Raw genomic sequence first — 20,060 nt, forward strand, 5'->3', positions numbered from 1 at the left:
TCGAAGGGCGACCTTCCACGAGCGAACGGCAAGTGGAAAAACACCCTTCGACAAGCTCAGGGCAAACGGGTTTGAGAACCTATCCCATCACTCTCCGCAGCCACGCCTCCACTGCCTCGGCGTGCGTCACAGGCAGCATGTGCCCGCCCTCGATCAGCTCCAGCGTCGCGCCCGGGATCTCGGCCGCGGTCTTCGTCCCGTTGAGCTCGGGATCGAGCACATTGTCCTGCCGTCCGTAGAGGATCGCCACCGGAAGCCGCACCTCGCCATATCGCGCCACGAGCTTCGTCAAGTCGCCCGGCGCATGCTCGAGCTCGAACGACCCCGCCAGATAACTCTTGGGCCTAAGCGCGAGCGCGCCGCCGCCGCGCGTCGGGAAGTCGGCGGGCACCGGATCGGGTGCGAACACCGCCACCGCGGTCTCCTTTGCCCTGGCCATCCCGAGCGGCACCGCGAGCAGCCAGGCGATCAGTGGCCGGAGCAGCGGCGGCGCCACCAGCCCGGCGAAGGGCCTTGGCACTTGGGTCACCACCTGGCTGAGCGGGGCGATCAGCGCGAGCCCGCGCACCAGCTCGGGCCGGTCGAGCCCCAGCGCCAGCGACACCGCACCGCCCATCGAATGGCCGACGAGCAGCGGCTTCTGCAGCTCGAGCCGCTCGATCAGCGCAGCGATGATCGCCCCCTGCGCGGCGATCCCAGGCCGCGGACCCGAGAGCGCCGAATGGCCCCAGCCGGGCCGGTCGACGAGGATCACCCGGTGGTCCGTCGCCAGCCGCTCCGCCAGCGAATGCGAGAAGTTGCGCATCTGGCCCATCAGCCCGTGGACCATCACGATCGCCGGCGCGTCCGCGGGCCCCATGTCGAGATAATGGATCCGCGCACCCGGCAGGTCGGCGCATTGGCCGTCGAACGGCACCATCTCCTCGGCCTTGCGCCCGATATAGGCGGACCAGCCCGCCAGCCCCACGGCGATCACGGCTACCAGCATCACTGCGATCAGCATCGCCCCCTCCCTTCTCAACCCGCGCCGGAGCTTATAGCGTTCGCCGCGCTTGCCAACCGCGGCGCCGCCGCAACACCGGAGTCCCGATGAGCGAAATCCGCGACAATATCGAACGCCATCGCTTCGAGCTGGAGGAGCAGGGCCACATCGCCTTCGCAGCCTATGAACTGGAGGGCGATGTGATCACCTTCACCCACACGGTCGTGCCATCGTCGATGCAGGGCAACGGCGTCGGCAGCCGCCTCGTCGCCGGCGCGCTGGAACAGGTTCGCGCCCGCGGGCTACGGGTGATCCCGCAATGCCCGTTCGTCGCGGCCTATATCGCCCGGCACCTGGAGTGGAAGGATCTGCTCGCCTGATCGGCGCTGTCGATCACTGAGGCCGCAACTCGCCGTTACAGATCGATTTTGCCTTCGCTTATATCGCGGGCTGATCGTTCGACTGCGAGAGAAGCCCCGATGCCCCGCGACCTGATGAAGACCCTCACCTACCTCGCGATCCACCTGACGGTGGGCTTCACGGTCGCCTATGCCTTCACGGGATCCCTGACTCTCGCGGGCGGAATCGCGCTGATCGAGCCGTGCATCAACGCCGTCGCGTTCTTCTTCCACGAACAGGCGTGGAAGCGCGTCGACCGGCGCGCGGCAGCCCCGATGGACGCGGAGAGCTTCGTCCGCGGCGGCGTAGCGCACGTCTAGAAGGGATTTCTCGAAGAGATCTCGACCGAACGAAGGAATGCGGCCTCCGCTGGCGGCCCTACTCCGCCGCGACTTCCTCGCCTTCCTCGCGCTCCTGCGCCTGGCGCATCCACATCTCGGCGTAGAGCCCGTTCTTCCGCAGCAGCTCGGCATGCGTGCCCTGCTCGGCGACGCGCCCGGCCTCCAGCACCACGATCCGGTCCGCGTGCACCACCGTGGAGAGCCGGTGCGCGATCACGATCGTCGTCCGCCCCTGCTCGATCGCCTCCAGCGTAGCCTGGATGTCGGCCTCCGTGCGGCTGTCGAGCGCGCTGGTCGCTTCGTCGAGGATCAGGATCGGCGGGTTCTTGACCAGGGTCCGCGCGATCGCCACGCGCTGCTTCTCGCCGCCCGAGAGCTTCAGGCCGCGCTCGCCCACCCGCGTGTCGAAACCCTCGGGCAGCGACTGGATGAACCCCGCGATCGCCGCGCCGCGCGCCGCGTTGGCGATCTCGTCCTGCGTCGCGCCCTCGCGGCCATAGGCGATGTTGTAGCCGATCGTGTCGTTGAACAGCACCGTGTCCTGCGGGACGATCCCGATGCTCGCTCGCAGGCTCGCCTGGGTCACTTCGCGGATGTCCTGTCCGTCGATCGTGATCCGTCCGCCGGTGACATCGTAGAAGCGGTAGATCAGCCGCGCGAGCGTCGACTTGCCCGCGCCCGAGGGCCCTACCACCGCCACGGTGGCGCCCGCCGGAATGTCGAGGTCGATCCCCTTCAATATCTCGCGGCCCGGGTCGTAGCCGAAGTGCACGCCCTCGAAGCGGACGCGGCCGCGCGCGACTTCGAGCGGGCGGGCGTCGGGCGCGTCCTTCACTTCGGCATTGGTGTCGAGCAGGTCGAACATGCTGCCCATGTCGATCACGCCCTGACGGATCGTGCGATAGACCCAGCCGAGCATGTCGAGCGGGCGGAACAGCTGGCTGAGCAGAGTCGAGACCAGCACCACGTCGCCGGCCGAGAAGCGCCCGGTCGACCAGCCGAACACCACCAGCGCCATGCCCGCGCCGAGCATGACGTTGGTGATCACCGCCTGGCCGATGTTGAGCCAGGCGAGCGAATTCTCGCTGGTCACCGCCGCCTTCATATAGGACGACATCGCTCGATCGTAGCGCTCGCTCTCGCGCGCCTCGGCGTTGAAATATTTCACCGTCTCGAAGTTGAGCAGCGAATCGACCGCATGCGCCACCGCGCCGGTGTCGAGGTCGTTCATCCGCTCGCGCAGCTTCGATCGCCAGTCGGTCACCCAGCGCGTGAAGGCGATGTACGCCACCACCATCACTAGCGTGCCCGCGACCAGCCAGGCGCCGTAGCGCGTCCAGAAGATCCCCAGCACCAGCGCCAGCTCCAGGATCGTCGGTGCGATGTTGAACAGCAGGAAATAGAGCATCGTATCGATGCTCTTGGTGCCGCGCTCGACCACCTTTGTGATCGCCCCGGTGCGGCGCTCCAGATGGAAGCGCAGGCTCAGCCGATGGAGGTGGCGGAACACGTCGGAAGCGAGCCGCCGCGTCGCATCCTGTCCCACTTTCTCGAACACCGCGTTGCGCAGATTGTCGAAAAGCACGCTGCCCAGCCGGGCCGCGGCATAGCCGGTCACCAGCGCCACCACGAGCCACACCGCGTCGCGCGAGCCCGACGCCATCCGGTCGATCGCGCCCTGCAGCGCGAAGGGCGCACCATAGACCTGCACCAGCTTCGAGATCACCACCAGGACCAGCGCGACCACGATCCGCGCGCGCAGCCCCGGCGAATGTTTCGGCCAGAGGTACGGCAGGAACCGTTTCATCGTTCCGAGCAGCGGACGCTCGGCGGAGGACTCAGAAGTTTCGGGAGGCATCAAGCCCCGATTTGGTACGCCGGGCGCGCGGATGCAACCGTTCGGCAGGAACGGCGGCCGCGCCCGTTCGTTCTTTCTCGAGGAAGGACGGATAATGGACCAGGTGCTCTACGTGCTCGCGATCATGGGCTGCAGCGACGATGGCGCGCAGTGCCAGCAGGCGCGGCTCGAACCGCCCCGCTACACTTCGATCGCCGCGTGCCAGCAGGCGATGCCGTCCGCGCTCCAGCGCAATTCCGACCTGCTCTTCCCCGTGATCAGCGCCGCCTGCCAGCGCCAGGGCGAGCAAGCCGCGCAAGTCGAGCCGAAGGACAAGCGGACCGAGGGATAGGTTTCCCAATCCTCCCCCGCCAGGGGGAGGTGGCGCGCGAAGCGCGACGGAGGGGGCGGAAGCACGCCGGCTGGTACGTTCTGGCATCCGCCCCCTCCGTCAGCCTGCGGCTGACACCTCCCCCTGGCGGGGGAGGATCGCCACCTTACAGATCCTCGCGCTTCATGTGGATGATCGGCACCGCGGGCTGATGCGCGTCCATCAGCGTCAGCAGCACGTCCAGGTCATCCGCCACCAGCAGCATCTTCCGGTGCTGCGGCCGCACGAAGCCCACCGTCCCCATATGCTCCCAGAAATCGACGAGCTTGTCGTAATAGCCCGCCACGTTGAGCAGCCCGATCGGATCGCTGTGATAGCCGAGCTGCGCCCAGCTCATCGCTTCCCACAGCTCGTCCATCGTGCCGGTGCCGCCGGGCAGGTTGAGGAAGCCGTCGGCGAGTTCGGTGAAGCGCGCCTTGCGCTCGTGCATCGTGTCGACGACGTGGAGCTCGGTCAGGTCGCGGTGCGCCACTTCGGCGTTGACCAGCGCCTGGGGGATCACGCCGATCACTTCGCCGCCCGCCGCGAGCGCGCTGTCGGCGACGGCGCCCATCAGCCCCAGCCGGCCGCCGCCATAGACCAGCCCGATCCCGCGCTCGGCGAGCCCGCGGCCAACGTTGCGCGCAGCTTCGATATACACCGGATCGGCAGGCGAGGCCGATCCGCAATAGACTGCGATGCGCTTCACCGGGTCTCCCCCAGCATCAGCGCCGCGGTCGCCCGCGCGCCCGCCACCACGCCGGGGATGCCCGCGCCCGGATGGGTTCCGGCCCCGACGAAGAACAGGTTGGAGATCGCCCGGTCGCAATTGCGCACACGGAACCAGCCGCTCTGCGGCAGCGTCGGCTCCAGGCTGAAGCACGCGCCCTGATAGGCGTGCAGGTCGCGTGCGAAATCGGGCGGCGCATAGGAGAATTTGGTCACGATACGGTCCTTGAGGTCGGGAATCAGCCGCCGGGCGACTTCGGAGAGGATCCGCTCCTCGAGCACCGGCCCCACCTGCGTCCAGTCGGCCGGGAACTTGCTCAGGTTCGGCACCGGCGCGAGCGCGTAGAAGGTCGAATGCCCCTCCGGCGCCACCGAAGGGTCGGTCGCGCTCGGATGATGGAGATAGATCGCCGTGTCCTCGCTCAGCACGCCGTGATCGTAGATATCCTCGATCAGCCCCTCGTAGCGCGGGCCGAACAGCATCGAATGATGCGGGATGTCGGGGAAGGTCCCGCGCACGCCGAAATGCACCAGGAAGGCCGACGGCGAGAAGTGCTTGTGCTCCAGCCGCGTCGCGGTGCGCTGCGCGCTGCGCGAGGTCTTGAGCAGCGTGCGATAGCTGTGCACTACATCGGCGTTGCTCGCCACTGCGTCGACTTCGAGCGCGAACCCGCCTTCGGTCCGTACCCCGGTCACGCGATCGCCCAGCGTGTCGATCGCGGCGACCGGATCGCCCAGCCGCACCACGCCGCCCAGCCGCTCGAAATGCCGCACCATCCCCGCCACCAGCCGGTTGGCGCCGCCCTGGGGGAACCAGATGCCGCTGTCGCGCTCCAGCTTGTGGATCAGCGCATAGAGCGCGCTCGTCCGCATCGGATTGCCGCCCGCCAGCAGCGTGCCGAACGACAGCGCCTGCCGCAGCTTGTCGCTCTTCACATAGCGCGACACGATCGAATAGACCGATCGCCAGGCGCGGGTCCGCGCCAGGCTCGGCGCGGCGCGCAACATCTGCACCGCGTCCTGCATGACGACGGCGCCCAGCTTCTCATAGCCTTCGCGATAGGCCGCTTCCGAATAGGCGAGGAATCGGTGATAGCCGTCCACGTCCTCGGGATCGATCCGGGCGATCTCGGCGCCCAGCGCCAAGTCGTCGTTCGAATAATCGAGCTGTGTCCCGTCGAGCCAGGAGAGGCGATAGAAGGGCATCACCGGCAGCAGCGTCACGTCCTCGGCCATGTCGTGGCCGGAGATGCGCCACAGTGATCGGAACGCCTCGGGAGCCGTGATCATCGTCGGCCCGCCGTCGAAGACGAAGCCGTCGCGCTCCCAGAAATAGGCGCAGCCGCCGGGCTTGTCGCGCGCCTCGATGATGGTGGTGTCGACCCCTGCCGACTGCAGCCGGATCGCGAGCGCGAGCCCGCCCATCCCTGCGCCTATCACTACTGCGCGCTTCACTTCTTCCCCCTTGGCGACCCGCTGCCCGTTGTCGGGCATGCGGTGTGGAAGCACTCGATCGGCCGGTAATCGAAACGGTGTAGCCTGCCGCCGGCGGTGGCGGCGCCGCAGTTGATCGTGGCCGACATGGAGCGGACCTAGCGGAACGCTTCGCTGCGATACAACAAAAACCCTCCCGCAGCGCACGCCGCGGGAGGGCAGGGGTGGTGGGAGAGGACCGCAAGCGGCCTTCTCCCGGGAAATCTCGCTTGAAAGCCCCTCCCCTTCAGGGGAGGGGTTGGGGTGGGGCATGTCTCTCACCGAGACCGGCGCCCTTATTGACAGTCCCCACCCCAAACCCCTCCCCTGAAAGGGGGGGCTTCAGGTCGGTCCTATGCCGCCTTGAGCAGCGGCATCTCCTCGGCCATCGCGCGCGCTACCGATGGGCGCTGGCGCAGCCGGGTGCGATAACCGAGCACCGCGGGCCAGTCCGCGATCGGCACGCCGACGTGCTCGCACCAGTTGAGCACCGCGAGCAGATAGGCGTCGGCGACGGTGAAGCGGTCCTGCAGGAACTCGCGGTCCTTCAGATGCTCTTCCAGCAATCCGAACGGCTTGGCCGCTCGCGCCAGCGCGGCGGCGCGCTCCTCCGGCCCGGTCGTGCGGTTGAACAGCGGCGCGAATACGGCCTTGTGCAGCTCGGTGCTCGTGAAGTTGAGCCACGCTAGCATCCGGTAATGCGCGTCGGAGAAGCCTGTGAAGGACAGTGAATCCTCCGGCGCCAGCTCGGCGATGTAGCTCAGCACCGCGGGCCCTTCGCTCAGCACCAGTCCGCCGCGCGTTTCGAGCGCGGGCACATAGCCCATCGGGCTCAGCTCGGTGAAATGCCGCCCGTCGGCGAGCCGCTTGTCGTCGGGCACCAGCACATATTCGGCGTCGAGCTCCGCTTCCTCGATCGCGATCCGCGCGGCGAGCGAGCAGGCGAGCGGCCGGAAATAGATCTTCATCACGAACCTCCCTCACTTGATTTTCTTACGATCCCGCACAAAAATGAGTCGGTCAAGGAATTTTATGCAAGATCGCACAAAAATACCCCCGCGTCCGCGCGGCCGCCCGCGCAAGTTCGACGAGGCCGCCGTGCTGCGCGCAGCGTTCGAGCGCTTCCGCACCCAGGGTTTCTCGAACACGTCGCTCGACGATCTGGCCGAGGCGACCGGCGTCAACCGCCCCAGCCTCTACGCCGCCTTCGGGGACAAGAAGGCGCTCTACCTCGCCGCGGTGGCGCGCACGCGCGACGCGGCCGCACGCCGCTTCGACGCGCTGATCGCCGCGGATTACCCGATCGAGCAGATGCTCAAGGCGCTCTTCCTCAATACGATCGAAGGCTATCTCACCGGCGAGGACGGGCCCGCGGGCTGCATCATGATCAACACCGCCGCGACCGAAGCCGTCACCGATCCCGACATCCGGGCCGCGCTCCGAAGCTTCCTCGCGATGGAGGATGAAAAGGTCGAGACGCTCCTCCGCCAGGCCGGCAGCCCTGCCCCCGCCGCGCACGCCCGGATCGTCGCCTCGCTCCTCCATTCGCTCAGCGTGCGCGCCCGCGCCGGCGAACCCCGCGACGCGCTGATCCGCCTCGCCAAGGACACGACCGCACTGATCGTCGGCGCGCGGTGAGGGCTGCCTGAATTATGTGATCGCCATTCAACTCTCCGAACGGGAAAGGCGATCTGATGCGGTACTTGGCTAATCCTCCCCCGCCAGGGGGAGGTGGCAGGCGTAGCCTGACGGAGGGGGAGGAATCACGACGGCGGGGTATGTCGCTTACCTCCCCCTCCGGCACCTTCGGCGCCACCTCCCCCGGGGGGGAGGATTAAGGAGCGCCCAGCTTCGCTTCAGGTGCCTAACGCCGGCACGCCCTCAGAACCGCCGGCGCAGCGTCAGGTCGATCTGGCGCGGCGCGACCGGATAGCCGATCGTCCCCACGCTGCCGCCGTTGTAGCGCCGGTCGGTGAGGTTGGTCGCCGATAGCGTCAGCCCCCAGGCCCCGTCCCCGCTCTCGAACCCCAGCGCGGCGCTGACTGCCTCCTCATTGTCCACCCGATGCTGCGGCTCGTTGCACAGCGCGATGAAATAGGGGCTGGCCCCGCTCCATTCGCCCCCGATCCGCACCCGCCCGCCGAACAGCCCCTGCTCCAGGCTGGCGCGCGCCGAATAGCGCAGATCGGGCGTGAAGCGCAGGTCGAGGTCGCGTTCGTCGGGCACGAATGCGGTGCATCCCGGGCTCGCCGCCAGCCGCGTCAGCCGGTCGTCGAGCGTTCCCAGCGTTCCGCCCAGCTCGAAGCCCGCCAGCGGCCGCGCCGTCACTTCCAGCTCGAGCCCCTGGATGCGCGCATCGCCGACATTCTGGCGGAAGATCTCGGGCGGAGTCGTGTTCGCGCGCGCGGCCGAGAAGGCGATGTTGGTATAGTCGTTGACGAAATAGGTCGCGTTGACGCGCAGCCGCCGCCCGAACCATTCCGACTTCACGCCCGCCTCGCTGCTCCACACGCGCTCGGGCGCGATCGGCCCCTGGCGGTTGAGCACGAAATCCACGTTGCGCGCGCGCCCGTCGAAGCTGCCGCTGCGGAACCCCTTGGCGAGGCTGGCATAGAGCATCGCGCTCCAGCCCGCGCCCTCCAGCTGATAATCGGCGCCGATCCGCGGCGAGAGATCGTCCCAGCTCGCCTCGATCGTGCGTGCCGCCACGGTCCCGTCGGGCAACACGTAAGTGACGTCCGGCGCCGACAGGAAGCGCACCGAATAGCTTTTGCGCTCGTGCGTCCAGCGCAGCCCGGCGGTGAGCGAAAGCGCGTCCGTCGCCGCGAAGCGCAGCGTCCCGAACGCCGAGACGCTGCGCGTGTCGAGCGCCGGCAGATAGGGCGACCAGTTGCCCGTCCCCGAAGCCGCGCGCGACGGCGCCACGAAGAAATCGTCGGTGCGGAAGCGCGCCTCGGGGCTCCCCGCAGGCACCGCACCGCTCACCGCGGTGAGCTGGTCGTTGTGCTCACCGAACAGATAGAGGCCGGCCACGAACTCCAGCCGTCCGCGAAGCGCGTCCCCGCTCGCCTGCACCTCCTGGCTCCAGCTGTGCTGGCGCTGGTCCTGGAGCAGGATCACGTTGGCGCCTTCGCCGGGCGGGTTGGCGGTCTGGTCGAAGCCGATCCGCGATCGCAGCGCGCGATAGGCGCTGATCGACGCGAGCTGCACGCCCCCGGCGTCATAGTCGACTCGCAGCGATGCCCCGCCGCTGCGCGTGACGTTGAGCGGATCGGTGTCGGCCGAGCGGAAATTGTCGATGTCGTCCTCCGGCTCGACGAAGCGGTTGAGGAAGCGCCCGGGGTTCGCCGGATCGGGCGCGAACCGTTGCGGGAAGCGCGGCGTCGAATCCTCGTCGCTGTAGTCGATCGTCGCGAGCAGCCGCAGCCCGGCGCCCGCCTGCCACAGCAGCTTGGCGCGCCCGCCCTGCACGTCCTGGTCGTTGACGCGCGCGCCGTCGGTTAGATTGCGTCCCCAGCCGGCCTGGGTGCGCGAGAGCGCCGAGACGCGCAGCGCCACATCCTCGCCCAGCGGCGCATTGAGCGTCCCGCGCACGTCGAAGCGCCCGTAGCTCCCGACCGTGGCGTCCGCCGCGCCCTCGACGCGGCCCAGCACCGGATCGCGCGTCACCAGCCGGATCGCGCCGCCGCTGGTGTTCCGCCCGTAGAGCGTTCCCTGCGGCCCGCGCAGCACTTCGATCCGCTCGACGTCGAGCAGGTCGAACATCGATCCGGTCGAGCGCGCGAACAGCACGTCGTCGACATAGACTCCCACCGGCGGATCGTTGGTGAAGATCGAATCCCCCTCGCCCACCCCGCGCAGGAACACGAGCGCGCCCGAGCTCGTCCCGAAGTTGCGCGTCAGCGTCAGATTGGGAACGCCCGGCCCGATCCGGTCGAGGTTGAGCGCATTGTCGCGCGCCAGCCGCTCGCCCGAGATCGCAGTCAGCGCGATCGGCACCTGCTGCGGATCATTCGGCCGCCGCTCGGCGGTGACGACGATCTGCTCCACCGTTTCCGCCGGCTCGGTCCCAACCGTCTGCGCGGTCGCCCCTGCGGGCAGCCAGAGCATCGCCCCGGCCGATAGCATCGCGGCGCCCCGCATGTCATTCCTCCCTCGGCCGACCCCCGCCGGCAGTTCGCGAGCGCGGCGCTTATCGCCTTCACGCATGATTTGCCACCGGCCGCGCAACGCCCTAAGACTCGCCCATCCCCGGGGGAGCGCCGATCCGCGCTTGAGAGGAGGGCAGGAGCCCTCGACCCGCCGAACCTGATCCGGCTGACACCGGCGTAGGGAGTGGAGCGGCCACACCCAAGGACCGTCCCCGCTCCCGCATGAGGAGTAGAGACGAATGGCCGATATCCCTGCGAAAACCGAACTCCAGGTCACCACCGGCCCGATCCGCGGCAGCCGCAAGATCCACGTCGGCCCGCTGAAGGTCGCGATGCGCGAGATCGATCTCGAGCCCTCCTCGGGCGAGCCCCCGGTCCGCGTCTACGACACCTCGGGCCCATACACCGACCCCAACGCCCGCATCGACATCATGGCCGGCCTTCCCGAGCTCCGCTCGACCTGGATTCGCGCCCGCGGCGACGTCGAGGAAGTCGCCCAGCGCGAGGTCCGCCCCGAGGACAACGGCCAGCTCGGGCCCGACCGTTCGGGCGGCGTCCAGCCCTTCCCCAACGTCCGCAAGCGCGTCCTCCGCGCCAGGCCCGGCGCCAACGTCAGCCAGATGCACTATGCCCGCCGCGGCATCGTCACGCCCGAGATGGAATATGTCGCCGAGCGCGAGAATCTCGGCCGCGCCCGTCTCGCCGAGTATGTTCGCGACGGCGAGTCCTTCGGCGCCTCGATTCCCGATTACGTCACGCCCGAATTCGTCCGTGATGAAGTCGCCCGCGGCCGCGCGATCATCCCCAGCAACATCAACCACCCCGAATCCGAGCCGATGGCGATCGGCCGCAACTTCCTGGTCAAGATCAACGCCAACATCGGCAACAGCGCCGTCGCTTCCAACGTCGCGCAGGAAGTCGACAAGCTCGTCTGGTCGATCCGCTGGGGCGCCGACACGGTGATGGACCTCTCGACGGGCCGCAACATCCACGACACCCGCGAATGGATCCTGCGCAACTCGCCCGTCCCGATCGGCACCGTCCCCATCTATCAGGCGCTCGAAAAGGTCGGCGGCGTCGCCGAGGACCTGACCTGGGAGATCTTCCGCGACACGCTGATCGAGCAGGCCGAGCAGGGCGTCGACTATTTCACCATCCACGCCGGCGTCCGCCTCGGCTACATCCCGATGGCGGCGAAGCGCGTCACCGGCATCGTCAGCCGCGGCGGATCGATCATGGCGAAATGGTGCCTCGCCCACCACAAGGAGAGCTTCCTCTACGAGCGCTTCGACGAGATCACCGAGATCATGAAGGCCTACGACATCGCCTATTCATTGGGCGACGGCCTGCGCCCCGGCAGCATCGCCGACGCAAACGACGAAGCCCAGTTCAGCGAGCTCTACACGCTCGGCGAGCTCACCCACCGCGCGTGGAAGCAGGACGTCCAGGTGATGATCGAAGGCCCCGGCCATGTGCCGATGCACAAGATCAAGGAGAATATGGACAAGCAGCTCGAGGTCTGCGGCGAGGCGCCCTTCTACACATTGGGGCCGCTCACCACCGATATCGCGCCGGGTTACGACCATATCACCAGCGGCATCGGCGCCGCGATGATCGGCTGGTACGGCACCGCGATGCTCTGTTACGTCACCCCCAAGGAGCACCTTGGGTTGCCGGATCGCGACGACGTGAAGGTCGGCGTGGTGACCTACAAGCTCGCCGCCCACGCCGCCGATCTCGCCAAGGGGCACCCCGCCGCGCAGGTCCGCGACAACGCCCTGTCAAAGGCGCGTTTCGAGTTCCGCTGGCGCGACCAGTTCAACCTGTCGCTCGATCCCGACACCGCCGAGGAATATCACGACCAGACCCTCCCCGCGGAAGGCGCCAAGACCGCCCATTTCTGCTCGATGTGCGGCCCCAAATTCTGCTCGATGCAAATCAGCCAGGAAGTCCGCGCCTTCGCGTCGAAGCAAAATCAGGGGGTGGAAGGCTTCCTAGCCACCGGCCCCACCGGCGCGGAAACCGCCGCCGCCAGCAAGGCCGCCGCGCTCAAGGGCATGGAAGAGATGAGCAAGGTGTTCAAGGAAACGGGGAGCGAGCTGTATATGGGGGCTGGGGGTAGGGAGCACGACTGACCGATCATCCCGGGGGTGGTTCAGATGCGCCAGTTGGTTGATGAGAAGTGCGGGGAGATTTCCCGGTCGGTGGCAGCGTGAGCTGGTTCCGGCGCCGGAAGTCGCCCGCCGAGCGGCTGACCGGCACATGGCGTTGCGCGACTTGCGACGAACTCCATGTCGGGCTCATGAACCTTGCCGCATTCGCACCAAATCCCTGGCCGCATGCCGAAGAGCGCGAGCCTAATGATGCCATCCGCCTTGACGGCGATTTCCTATCCGAGGATTTCTGCGTGCTCGGCAGCGAGCATTTCCTAGTGCGCGCCGTGCTGGAGATTCCGGTCCACGGCCTAAGCAAGAAGTTCGGCTTCGGTTGCTGGTCCACGCTCTCGCGAGAGAATTTCGACAAATATCTCGAGGGCTTCGACGACGGCGCCTATCCCGACTGGGGCCCGTGGACCGGCTGGCTCTGCAATACACTGGAGACCTATATCGGCACCGAGCCGCAGAGCGTGTACGTCTATCCCCAGCCGGATCGGCAGCGCCCCACGCTCCGGATCATGGACGAAGCCCATCCACTGGCGATCGATCAGGAAGAAGGCATCGATATCGATCGCCTAATCGAAATCCTGCGCTTTTACGGGCATGCTCCGGTGGAATAACGGCGCGGAAACCGCCGCCAGCAAGGCCGCCGCGCTCAAAGGCATGGAAGAGATCAGCAAGGTGTTCAAGGAGACGGGGAGCGAGCTGTATATGGGGACGGGGGGTAGTGAGCATGATTGAGAGGTCAGCTCCCCCTCTCCGCCACGCCCTGCGCGACCAGCTCGGCGATATTGTTCGCCGCGCCACAGGTTACCCCCAGCACCTCGGCGAAATCCGTGATCGAGCGCACCGGTCGCTCGAACGCCAGGTCGATGATCCGCGGCATCAGCCGGCACTTCATCACACCATCGCTATCCGCGCCCGGGGTCGGAAAACAGCCGCACGTAAGGCGCATATTGATACACCCGATACCGCTCCTGCCCGGTGACCTCCACCAGCAGGTCTTCATCCACGAAGCGGCGAATGAGACTGCTGGCCGCTTGAAAGGTAATTCCCAGCCGCTCAGCTGCCTGGGTGACGCTGATGAACGGTGTCCGATAAAGCGATTCCAATATCCGCAATCCGCTGCCGGCGCTTCGCCCGAAGCCGTCCGTAATCAGCTTGCGGTCTCGCTCCCGCCGCGCCACGATCGCCCGCGCGGTCTCGGTGGCCTCCAGGCTCACCGCCGCGACGCCTTCCAGAAAGAACTTGATCCATTCTTCCCACTCGCCCCGGTCGCGCACGGCCTGCAGCAGCTCATAATAGCGTGCGCGGTGGAGCTTGAAATAATGGGACAGATAGAGAACCGGCTTGATCAGGATTTCCGCCTCGCACAGCAGGAAGGTGATCAGCAGCCGCCCGACACGCCCATTGCCGTCCAGGAACGGATGGATCGTCTCGAACTGCGCATGGATCAGTCCGATCTTCACCAGGGGCGGAATCCGGTCGGCCGCATGGATGAATTTCTCCATGTCGGAAAGCAGTCGTTCCACCTCCTGCGGAGGCGGCGGGACGAAGGTCGCTTCGTTCAGGGTTGAACCGCCCGGCCCGATCCAGTTCTGGCTCCGCCGGAGCTCTCCCGGATTCGCCTGATTGCCGCGCACGCCGTTCAGCAGGCGGTGGTGAATTTCCCGGATCAGCCGCACGGACACCGGCAGTTCGCCAAGCCGCGCCAATCCATGGTTCATCGCATCGACATAGTTCAGCACCTCATCGACATCGCTTGGATGGCGCGCGTCGTTGATTGCAGCCTCGGCTTCCAGCACGTCGTTAAGCGAGGATTGGGTGCCTTCGATCTGACTCGAAAGCACCGCTTCCTTGCGGACATACATGAAGACGAACAGATCGGCGTCCGGCAGCGTCTGGATCGATCCATCAAGCCGTCCTAGGGCGCGGTCCGCGCGGGAGAGGAGCGTGTGGAGTTCATCGTCCCACACGATCGGCGGCTCTGGCGGCAGCGGTTCCGGGATAAACGCGGCATAGTGCGCCGGCTGTCGCACATATTGCCCTGCTCGCTGGCTTTTCTCGGTCATGCCGTGTCTGATCCGCTTAAGGCTGAGCTGAACTAGCCGTCCCATCGCACATTAACGCAATGCTGGCTTTGGTTAGAGGACCGCGTGGCGGTTAAGTCAACTCTGAGTTCAATTAACGGCGCATTCGTGGACTAATTCAAGACCCTCTTGAATAAGAGGACGGCACGATGCGCGGATGGGCCAAATCGGAATCATCAAAGAACAAACAAAGTACAAATCCCCTTCCAATGTAGGATTTCGTCTGCTCCAAGCTCGTAGATGAGCAAGCGATCAGACCCCGCAGCCTTCGCGCGCGCCGCTGGTGCCGCCGATCCCTTCCCCCTTGCCGATCCGGCGCCCGCACCCGATCGCGCGCCCCGGCCCGATCCGCCGCCCGAAAGCGCCAATGCGCTCGCGGTGCCGCCCGCGCCCGGCGATGACGGCGCGCCACTCGAACCCTATGATCCCGCCGACTATCGCTGGGTCCCGGTCCGCCGCCGCCCGCGGCTCGACGGCTGGACCGAGGAGAAGCAGCGCCGCTTCATCGAGACGCTCGCCGATACCGGCTTGGTCAATGTCGCGGCGAGAACGGTCGGTATGTCGCGGGCGAGCGCCTATCAGCTGCGCCGCAGCCCGCATGGCGCGGCATTCGCGCGCGCCTGGGATGCGGCGCGCCACCATGCCGGCGGCCTGATCGAGGATCTCACCTTCGAACGCGCGATCGAGGGCACCGAGCAGGAAGTGCTCAACGCGGAGGGCGACGTGATCGCCACCCGGCTGGTCCACGATAATGGCCTGTTGAAATGGCTGCTCAGCCACTTGAAGCCCGAACGCTATGGCGGCGCCCGATCGCCCGGCGCCGGGCCGCAGGGGCCGGCCGAGCGCCAGCCGGCGGGCGCGCCTGTTCTGGAAGACCGTCTCCGCGCGATGGAACCCGCTCTGCCCGCGCCGCCCGAACAGCTGCTCGATCCCGAGACCCTGGCGCATGAGCTGCTTCTCGCCGATGTGGCCGATGGCGTCCTGCCGCGCTTTCTCGGCGAACAGCGTGCCCCCAGGTCCGATGCCCAGCGCGCGGCGGAGGAAGCCGCGGTGCGCGATGCGCGCGGTGCCGCCGCGCTGAAGAAGCAGGAGGCCGGCGGCGACCTGACCGAGGAGGAGTTCGCGGACCTGTGCTATCATCTCGATCCGGCGAGCAACGCATGCCCGCGCACCCGCCGCCGGCAAGGCACGTGACAGTGTCAAGCCAGTGTCAACTTTGGCCCGGCATCGCCTCCTCTATTTCCCGTCGGTCTCCAGCCCATAGAGCTCGCGCAGCTCGGCAAGGTCCTCCTGCGTGTCCACGTCCACTAGTTCCGCCGGGCTGGTGACGACATGCTTGCCGCCGAGGATCAGCGCACGTGCACCTTCGTCGCCTTCGAGGGCGAGCAGTGCGTCGAAGCGGCCGCGGCCGAACAATGCAGGCGGAGTCGGGTGCTTGCCGTTGCTCGACGCCACGACCGCCGCCGCCCCGTCCGCCGCCTCGAACATCCGGTAGATGTGCGCCGCCGTCACTCGCGGCATGTCTGCCAAGGCCACCAGCACGGCATCTGCGCCGTGTTCTCGCGCGGCTTCCACGCCGTAGCAGAGCGACCGTGCCTGGCCGAGCGACGGGTCCGGATTGCGCACCACCTCATAGCCGAGCGCAGCGAAGTCGAGCGCGGTATCGGAGACGACGGCGATCCGCGCGAGGAAAGGAATCTTCTCCAGCGCCGTCACGACATGGAACGCCAGCGGCTTGTCCAGGAACGGCTCGGCGAGCTTGTCGCCGTCGTTGAAGCGGCGCGAGCGGCCTGCCGCCAGCAGGATCAGCGCAACGCGTTCAGGCTCGATCATGAAAGCTCCTCACCATCGATGCTGCGATCGACAGGGCGATCTCGGCAGGGCCGATCGCGCCGATGTCGAGCCCGGCGGGTCCCTCGATCCGCGCCAGCGCGTCGGCTGAAACGCCCGCCGCGGCAAGCCGCTCCAGCCGCGCGGCATGGCTCCGGCGCGAGCCGAGCGCCGCGACATAGCCTGTCGGGTGCGCGAGCGCGGCGATCAGCGCGGGATCGTCGATCTTGGGATCGTGGCTGAGCGTCACCACCGCGGTCGCCCGATCGGGTCGCAGCGCTCCGATTGCTTCGTCGGGCCAGCGGTCGTCGAGCGCCACATCGGGGAAGCGTTCCTTGGTGAGGAAACGGCCGCGCGGGTCGACCACATGGGTGCGGATACCCATCTCGCGCGCAAGCCCCGCCAGCGCCTGGGCGATCTGCACCGCACCCACGATCACCAGCCGGCGCGGCGGATCGTAGCGGTTGACGAAATCGCCTTCGCTTCCCGGCGCGCTGCGCCCGCTCGCCAGATCGGTCGCCACGTCGAACGGCGTGCCTGCCTCCCGCGCGGCGGCGATCGCTTCGAACAGCTGCGGGTGGAAGCCCTCGGCCGAGACCGGCTGGACGAGCACGGCGATCTCCCCGCCGCACGGCAGCCCGACTTCCCAGGCGGCGGCATCGGCGACGCCGTAGCGCTTCACCACAGCGGGCGCGCCGGCGATCACCTCGGCGGCGGTCGCCAATATGTCGGTCTCGACACAGCCGCCCGAGACCGAGCCCTCGAACCGCCCGTCCTGATGCACGAGCAAATGGCTCCCGCGCGGCCGCGGCGCCGAGCCCCAGGTCGAGACCACCGTCGCGAGCGCCATCGGCGCCCCCTTCCAGGCGCGCGCCGCCACCAACACTGCATCATTGTCCGACATCGCGTCTCGTTTCCGTCACATGTGGTGCATAGACGCCTGCATCATGGCGGGTTTTGCGACAAGATCATTGCTGTTTGCCGTGCTGGTGCTGGCGCAGGGCTGCGCGCCCGTGCGAGAACGCGCCATGCCTGCCAGCGCTTCCTCGCCCGTGATCGTCATCGCGCACCGCGGCGCCAGCGGCGAGCGGCCCGAGCACACTTTGCTCGCCTACAGCCTCGCGATCGAGCAGGGCGCCGACTTCATCGAGCCCGATCTGGTGCCCACCAAGGACGGCATGCTCGTGGCGCGGCACGAGAACGAGATCTCGGGCACCACCGACGTCGCCGCGCACCCTGAGTTCGCGGATCGCAAGACCACCAAGAAGATCGACGGCGAGAAAGTCACCGGCTGGTTCACCGAGGATTTCACGCTTGCCGAGCTCAAGACGCTGCGCGCCCGCGAGCGGCTGCCGCAGTTCCGCCCCGGCAACACCCGCTACGACGGCCAGGCGGAGATTCCGACGCTCGAAGAAGTGATCGCACTGGCCAAGCGCGCGTCGAAGGAAACCGGCCGCACGATCGGGATCTATCCCGAGACCAAGCACCCGAGCTATTTCGCGTCGATCGGTCTGCCGATCGAGGAGCGGTTGGTCGCGGCACTAAGGAAGGCAGGCTGGGACCGCGCCGACGCACCTGTCTTCATCCAGTCGTTCGAAGTCGCGAACCTCAGGAAGCTGAAGGGAATGACGCGCGTGCCGCTGATCCAGCTCATGGCCGCGAAGGGTGGCCCCGCCGACGGCGCGGCGCCCAGCTATGCGGCGATGGCGACGCCCAAGGGGCTGAGGACGGTCGCGGAATATGCCCATGGCGTCGGCCCCGAGAAGGCGATGATCCTCCCGGCATCAGGCACGCCGACCAGCCTGATCGCCGATGCGCATGCAGCGGGGCTCGCGGTCCACCCCTGGACCTTCCGCGCCGAGAATTTCTTCCTCTCGCCTGCCTATCGGAGCGGCGCCAGTCCGGCCGAACACGGCCGTCTGGCCGAAGAAATTCGCTACTTCATTGACTTGGGCGTAAATGGCGTATTCAGCGACTTTCCTTATATTGCTGTCTCCGCGCGCGCCCCTGCTTCCCCCGCGCCCGCCGACTGAAGGTGTTATCGATGCGCAAGCTGCTGATTCCGTTCGTCGCCGCGCTGCCGCTGCTCGCGGGCGGCTGCATCGCCAAGACGGCGTGGGACGTCGCGACGCTCCCGGTGAAGGCGGGCAGCCAGGCGGTCGACTGGAGCACGACCAGCCAGGACGAGGCCGACCGCAACTACGGTCGCGAGATGCGCAAGAAGGAAGCGCGCGAGGGCGAGGAGCGCAAGAAGCACGAGGAGGCGTGCCGCAAGGACCCCGAGAATTGCGGCCCCTACACCGGCTATAAGGCCTCCGATCCCGATCCGAGCTGACCGCCCAGCACCTCCGCCACCGCGCGGAGCGTCTCGGGCTTCATCTGCACGAACAAATGGCTGCTGCTGATCTCGATGTCGCGGCACGCCGAACCCTCGGCTTCCCGGCAGATCAGCCCGTTGACCAGCCCGTCGCTGCGGCTCCAGATCGCGGTCGCCGGCACCGGTAGCGGCCGCGCCGCCTCCTCCAGCCGCGCCGCCACCGCGGGGTCGGTGATCTTCTCGCCGGTCAGCCATTCGAACTGGCGCCAGACGTTGGTGGCAGTCGGCGGGCCCGCGAAGGGCGAACTCACCGTGATCACTTCGCGCACCAGATCGGGGCGGCGGTGCGTGGCGATCCGCGCCATGATGCCGCCCAGCGATACGCCGATCAGCGTCACCTTCTCGCGCGTCTCGGCATGGATCTCGGCGATCCGCTCGATCAGCCGCTCGCCTTCCTTCCCGATCGCGCGCGCCCCGAAGTTGCGCCCGAGCCCCCAGCCATAGGTGCGATAGCCGAGCCGCCGCAGATAAGCGCGCAGCACCACGTTCGAGCGATCCGAATTGAACAGGCCGGGCAGCAGCAGCACCGGCCGCCCCTCACCCATTGGAGCACGCGGCAGGCCCCGCCACTCCGCCGCGAGCCGCGCCAGCCCCCATGCCGCCCGGGGCCATTCGGCGAGCAGCGCACCCCGGGGCGGCGGATCACCTGCCGAGGCGGGAACCGGCAGCCTCACAGCCATCGCATCACTCCCGACGGGAAAGGTGTCCAGGCACCCATCCGCACGCCCGCGCTGCGCAGCGCGGCGCCGGTCCAGTTGTTGCAGGTGTTGAACAGGCTGTAGCGGCCCAGCCCGTCGTAGAAGACATCGGCGTTGCCATAGCCCCGCACCGGCGCACGCGCCGTGCCGAAGCTCGCCCGGATGAAAGTCGCCAGCCGCTGATACTCCTCGGGACGCAGCACGATCGCGCGCACGTCCGGCCCCAGGTGCGGCTCGGCGATTCGCTCGACATGCATCACCGTCGCTCCCACTCCGGTCGCCGCCTTGCCGATGCGCAGCGGGTTCACGTCCCACCAGGTCGGCGTGTTGAGGTAGAAGTCGCGGTCGCCCCAGCCGAAGGCGACGTGCGTAGCGCTTGCGCTGGCCGGATCGGCGAAATGCTCGGGCCGTACCAGATCCGCCCACCAATTGCCTGCCGCGGAGACCGGCAGCACCAGATCGGTGTGGATGCCGTTGTCGATCACATAGATGCGCACCCCCGCCTGCGCCTGGCGCCAGTCGCGGTTGACCGGAATCATGCTGCCCACGGCTCCCGCGATCGCACAGAGCCCGGCGAGCACGATGGCCCACAGCGCCAGCGTCTTGAAAAAGCGGATCAATCCCTGC

General features: G+C 67.6%; 21 protein-coding genes. 9 read left to right on the forward strand and 12 right to left on the reverse strand.

Annotation, left to right across the window (positions count from 1 at the left end; translation table 11 throughout):
- Nucleotides 1-79: 79 nt before the first annotated feature.
- Nucleotides 80-1,003 carry an alpha/beta fold hydrolase gene (locus ACMGDH_RS00360; protein ID WP_436825936.1) on the reverse strand — a complete coding sequence of 308 codons (924 nt, stop codon included), beginning with the start codon at nt 1,001-1,003 and terminating at the stop codon, nt 80-82.
- Between the two features lie 86 nt (nt 1,004-1,089).
- Between ACMGDH_RS00360 and ACMGDH_RS00365 the strand changes: the two genes are divergently transcribed.
- Together ACMGDH_RS00365 and ACMGDH_RS00370 are read left to right on the forward strand one after the other, a co-directional pair.
- A complete protein-coding gene (locus ACMGDH_RS00365) occupies nt 1,090-1,362 on the forward strand; it encodes a GNAT family N-acetyltransferase (protein ID WP_436825937.1) in 273 nt (90 codons plus the stop codon).
- Nucleotides 1,363-1,461: 99 nt separating this feature from the next.
- Nucleotides 1,462-1,701 (forward strand): DUF2061 domain-containing protein, encoded by a 240-nt coding sequence (locus ACMGDH_RS00370; protein ID WP_436825938.1) that lies wholly within the window; start codon nt 1,462-1,464, stop codon nt 1,699-1,701.
- A gap of 58 nt (nt 1,702-1,759) precedes the next feature.
- Here ACMGDH_RS00370 and ACMGDH_RS00375 read toward each other — a convergent pair whose 3' ends face one another.
- On the reverse strand, nt 1,760-3,580 hold the full coding sequence (locus ACMGDH_RS00375) for an ABCB family ABC transporter ATP-binding protein/permease (RefSeq protein ID WP_436825939.1): 1,821 nt from the start codon (nt 3,578-3,580) through the stop codon (nt 1,760-1,762).
- 94 nt (nt 3,581-3,674) lie between these two features.
- Here ACMGDH_RS00375 and ACMGDH_RS00380 point away from each other — a divergent pair, with 94 nt between their 5' ends.
- On the forward strand, nt 3,675-3,911 hold the full coding sequence (locus ACMGDH_RS00380) for a hypothetical protein (protein WP_436825940.1): 237 nt from the start codon (nt 3,675-3,677) through the stop codon (nt 3,909-3,911).
- A 145-nt stretch (nt 3,912-4,056) separates the two neighbouring features.
- On the opposite strand, the gene ACMGDH_RS00385 is transcribed toward ACMGDH_RS00380, so the two are convergent.
- From ACMGDH_RS00385 to ACMGDH_RS00395, 3 genes are all read right to left on the reverse strand, one after another.
- On the reverse strand, nt 4,057-4,638 hold the full coding sequence (locus ACMGDH_RS00385) for an LOG family protein (protein WP_436825941.1): 582 nt from the start codon (nt 4,636-4,638) through the stop codon (nt 4,057-4,059).
- Complete coding sequence (locus ACMGDH_RS00390; protein ID WP_436825942.1) at nt 4,635-6,113, reverse strand: phytoene desaturase; 1,479 nt, start codon at nt 6,111-6,113, stop codon at nt 4,635-4,637. Before ACMGDH_RS00390 ends, ACMGDH_RS00385 begins: the two co-directional genes overlap by 4 nt.
- 371 nt (nt 6,114-6,484) lie before the next feature.
- A complete protein-coding gene (locus ACMGDH_RS00395) occupies nt 6,485-7,099 on the reverse strand; it encodes a glutathione binding-like protein (protein WP_436825943.1) in 615 nt (204 codons plus the stop codon).
- Between the two features lie 64 nt (nt 7,100-7,163).
- Here ACMGDH_RS00395 and ACMGDH_RS00400 point away from each other — a divergent pair, with 64 nt between their 5' ends.
- The gene (locus tag ACMGDH_RS00400) at nt 7,164-7,769 is read left to right on the forward strand and encodes a TetR/AcrR family transcriptional regulator (protein ID WP_436825944.1); all 606 of its coding nucleotides are present in this window, start codon (nt 7,164-7,166) and stop codon (nt 7,767-7,769) included.
- Nucleotides 7,770-8,012: 243 nt separating this feature from the next.
- Here ACMGDH_RS00400 and ACMGDH_RS00405 read toward each other — a convergent pair whose 3' ends face one another.
- Entirely contained in the window at nt 8,013-10,274 is a 2,262-nt protein-coding gene (locus tag ACMGDH_RS00405; RefSeq protein WP_436825945.1) for a TonB-dependent receptor, read from the reverse strand.
- A 247-nt stretch (nt 10,275-10,521) separates the two neighbouring features.
- On the opposite strand from ACMGDH_RS00405, the gene thiC reads away from it, so the two are divergent.
- Both thiC and ACMGDH_RS00415 read left to right on the forward strand, forming a co-directional pair.
- Nucleotides 10,522-12,417 (forward strand): phosphomethylpyrimidine synthase ThiC, encoded by a 1,896-nt coding sequence (gene thiC / locus ACMGDH_RS00410; protein ID WP_436825946.1) that lies wholly within the window; start codon nt 10,522-10,524, stop codon nt 12,415-12,417.
- 47 nt (nt 12,418-12,464) lie between these two features.
- The gene (locus tag ACMGDH_RS00415; protein ID WP_436825947.1) at nt 12,465-13,058 is read left to right on the forward strand and encodes a DUF2199 domain-containing protein; all 594 of its coding nucleotides are present in this window, start codon (nt 12,465-12,467) and stop codon (nt 13,056-13,058) included.
- Nucleotides 13,059-13,183: 125 nt separating this feature from the next.
- Here ACMGDH_RS00415 and ACMGDH_RS00420 read toward each other — a convergent pair whose 3' ends face one another.
- Nucleotides 13,184-13,339: a hypothetical protein gene (locus ACMGDH_RS00420; RefSeq protein WP_436825948.1), complete on the reverse strand. Its 156-nt coding sequence runs from the start codon at nt 13,337-13,339 to the stop codon at nt 13,184-13,186.
- Nucleotides 13,340-13,349: 10 nt separating this feature from the next.
- Nucleotides 13,350-14,510 (reverse strand): Fic family protein, encoded by a 1,161-nt coding sequence (locus tag ACMGDH_RS00425; protein WP_436825949.1) that lies wholly within the window; start codon nt 14,508-14,510, stop codon nt 13,350-13,352.
- 258 nt (nt 14,511-14,768) lie between these two features.
- Between ACMGDH_RS00425 and ACMGDH_RS00430 the strand changes: the two genes are divergently transcribed.
- On the forward strand, nt 14,769-15,722 hold the full coding sequence (locus ACMGDH_RS00430) for a hypothetical protein (RefSeq protein WP_436825950.1): 954 nt from the start codon (nt 14,769-14,771) through the stop codon (nt 15,720-15,722).
- Between the two features lie 42 nt (nt 15,723-15,764).
- Here ACMGDH_RS00430 and ACMGDH_RS00435 read toward each other — a convergent pair whose 3' ends face one another.
- Both ACMGDH_RS00435 and ACMGDH_RS00440 read right to left on the reverse strand, forming a co-directional pair.
- On the reverse strand, nt 15,765-16,361 hold the full coding sequence (locus ACMGDH_RS00435; RefSeq protein ID WP_436825951.1) for a nucleotidyltransferase family protein: 597 nt from the start codon (nt 16,359-16,361) through the stop codon (nt 15,765-15,767).
- Nucleotides 16,348-17,262 (reverse strand): XdhC family protein, encoded by a 915-nt coding sequence (locus ACMGDH_RS00440; RefSeq protein ID WP_436825952.1) that lies wholly within the window; start codon nt 17,260-17,262, stop codon nt 16,348-16,350. Before ACMGDH_RS00440 ends, ACMGDH_RS00435 begins: the two co-directional genes overlap by 14 nt.
- A 124-nt stretch (nt 17,263-17,386) precedes the next feature.
- Between ACMGDH_RS00440 and ACMGDH_RS00445 the strand changes: the two genes are divergently transcribed.
- The gene (locus ACMGDH_RS00445; RefSeq protein WP_436825953.1) at nt 17,387-18,391 is read left to right on the forward strand and encodes a glycerophosphodiester phosphodiesterase; all 1,005 of its coding nucleotides are present in this window, start codon (nt 17,387-17,389) and stop codon (nt 18,389-18,391) included.
- 11 nt (nt 18,392-18,402) lie between these two features.
- Entirely contained in the window at nt 18,403-18,693 is a 291-nt protein-coding gene (locus ACMGDH_RS00450) for a hypothetical protein (protein WP_436825954.1), read from the forward strand.
- Here ACMGDH_RS00450 and ACMGDH_RS00455 read toward each other — a convergent pair.
- On the reverse strand, nt 18,663-19,415 hold the full coding sequence (locus ACMGDH_RS00455; protein WP_436825955.1) for an esterase/lipase family protein: 753 nt from the start codon (nt 19,413-19,415) through the stop codon (nt 18,663-18,665). The two genes, ACMGDH_RS00450 and ACMGDH_RS00455, sit on opposite strands and share 31 nt — an antisense overlap.
- Complete coding sequence (locus ACMGDH_RS00460; protein ID WP_436825956.1) at nt 19,406-20,053, reverse strand: TIGR02117 family protein; 648 nt, start codon at nt 20,051-20,053, stop codon at nt 19,406-19,408. The genes ACMGDH_RS00455 and ACMGDH_RS00460 overlap by 10 nt, the downstream gene beginning before the upstream one ends.
- Between the last annotated feature and the right edge of the window lie 7 nt (nt 20,054-20,060).

This window comes from Sphingomonas radicis, from assembly GCF_051400635.1.
Classification (GTDB): Bacteria; Pseudomonadota; Alphaproteobacteria; order Sphingomonadales; family Sphingomonadaceae; genus Sphingomonas.